The sequence below is a fragment of the bacterium genome, assembly GCA_040755795.1.
Classification (GTDB): domain Bacteria; phylum UBA9089; class CG2-30-40-21; order CG2-30-40-21; family SBAY01; genus JBFLXS01.
In genome coordinates, this window is the sequence record JBFLXS010000702.1 from 1 (window position 1) to 1,310 (window position 1,310).

Here is a 1,310-nt window from a genome sequence, read left to right on the forward strand (position 1 = left end):
CCAGGTTTGCTTGACACCGTGAAGAGTGATAATTCACAATTCACAATTGACAATTCACCATTCACCATTATTAAGGAAATTTAGGGAAGAAATTGTGAATTGTGAATGGTGAATGGTGAATAGTTACCAATTTTTTAATGGAAGGAGCATCAAAAAATGGCAAAAATATTAATTGTTGATGACGAAAAAGACCTGGCATTTATCGTAAAACGAATTCTGGAGATTTCGGGCTATGAGGTTCACTATGCCCAATCCGGGTATGAGGCAATAGAGAAAGTCAGAAAAAACACATATAACATCTGCCTCCTCGATATTAGACTACCAGATATGAACGGTGTGGAGGTATTTCTGAAAATAAAAGAAATAATCCCAGGTGTTCGTGTCCTGATGATGACTGGATTTGCAGTTGAAGATTTGATTAAACAAGCACTTAAGGAAGGGGCTTATGCCTGTATCCATAAGCCATTTGATATAGCGAAACTTTTAGAACAAATTGAATCCGTGCTGAAATCTAAAAAAAGAGTTATCCTTATTGCCGATGATGTCGAAAGGATACGACAGGAACTCAAGATTTTTCTTGAAGGTAAAAAATATATCGTCTATGAGGCTAAAAATGGAGAGGAAGTTATCGCTCGCGTCTGGGAGAAGGAGTATGATATTATCCTCTTAGACTATGGTTTGCCTGATATGAATGGTCTGGAGATATTTAGAGATGTTCGGAAAATCGACCAGGATGTCCTGGTTATGCTAATGCTGGATGAACCACTTGAATCAGTGATTAAGGATGCCTTGAAGATGGGCTTCTATGGCTGGATAGAAAAGCCCATAGATACTAATCGGCTTTTGGCAATGCTCAAAGAGGCTCTGAAGAATAATAGGTAGTAACTATACTCCAGTGGGGTATAAATTGTGATTATTTAAAGTAATCGGTAATCGGTAATCAGGTAATCAGTAATCGGTAATTTGAGATAGCAGGCTACTGCTTGCTCTTTACCGATAACCTGAGTTGATAGTAACAGGAAATCACAAAATATGCCTCTCTAAAGTATATTCACCCAAATAACTAACCCATTACAATAATCACTTGATTTTTAGTAACTATTCAGCATACCAAGCAAGTAGGAAGTAGGAAGTAGGAAGTAGGGAAGGGGGAAAATACTTCATACTATTTTACTCTTAATTCATTTGATTAAACCTATAAGCATCCTACTCACTTCTTCAGATATATCCCAAATGGATTGAAAATCTGGCAGATAATTAAGATCTTTAGATAGAATTAGATAATACCTTTCTTACTTTCCTACTCTCCT

1 protein-coding gene is annotated in these 1,310 nt (G+C 36.6%); it reads left to right on the forward strand.

Going from position 1 to position 1,310, the window contains the following annotated elements; genetic code table 11:
• The first annotated feature begins 156 nt into the window (after positions 1-156).
• Positions 157-882, forward strand: a complete 726-nt coding sequence (locus tag AB1414_21065) for a response regulator (GenBank protein MEW6609903.1) — start codon at positions 157-159, stop codon at positions 880-882.
• Positions 883-1,310 lie beyond the last annotated feature (428 nt).

Coding starts and splice junctions, on each gene's coding strand:
- AB1414_21065 (MEW6609903.1), top strand. CDS start 157: ATGGCAAAAATATTAATTGTTGATGACGAAAAAGACCTGGCATTTATC.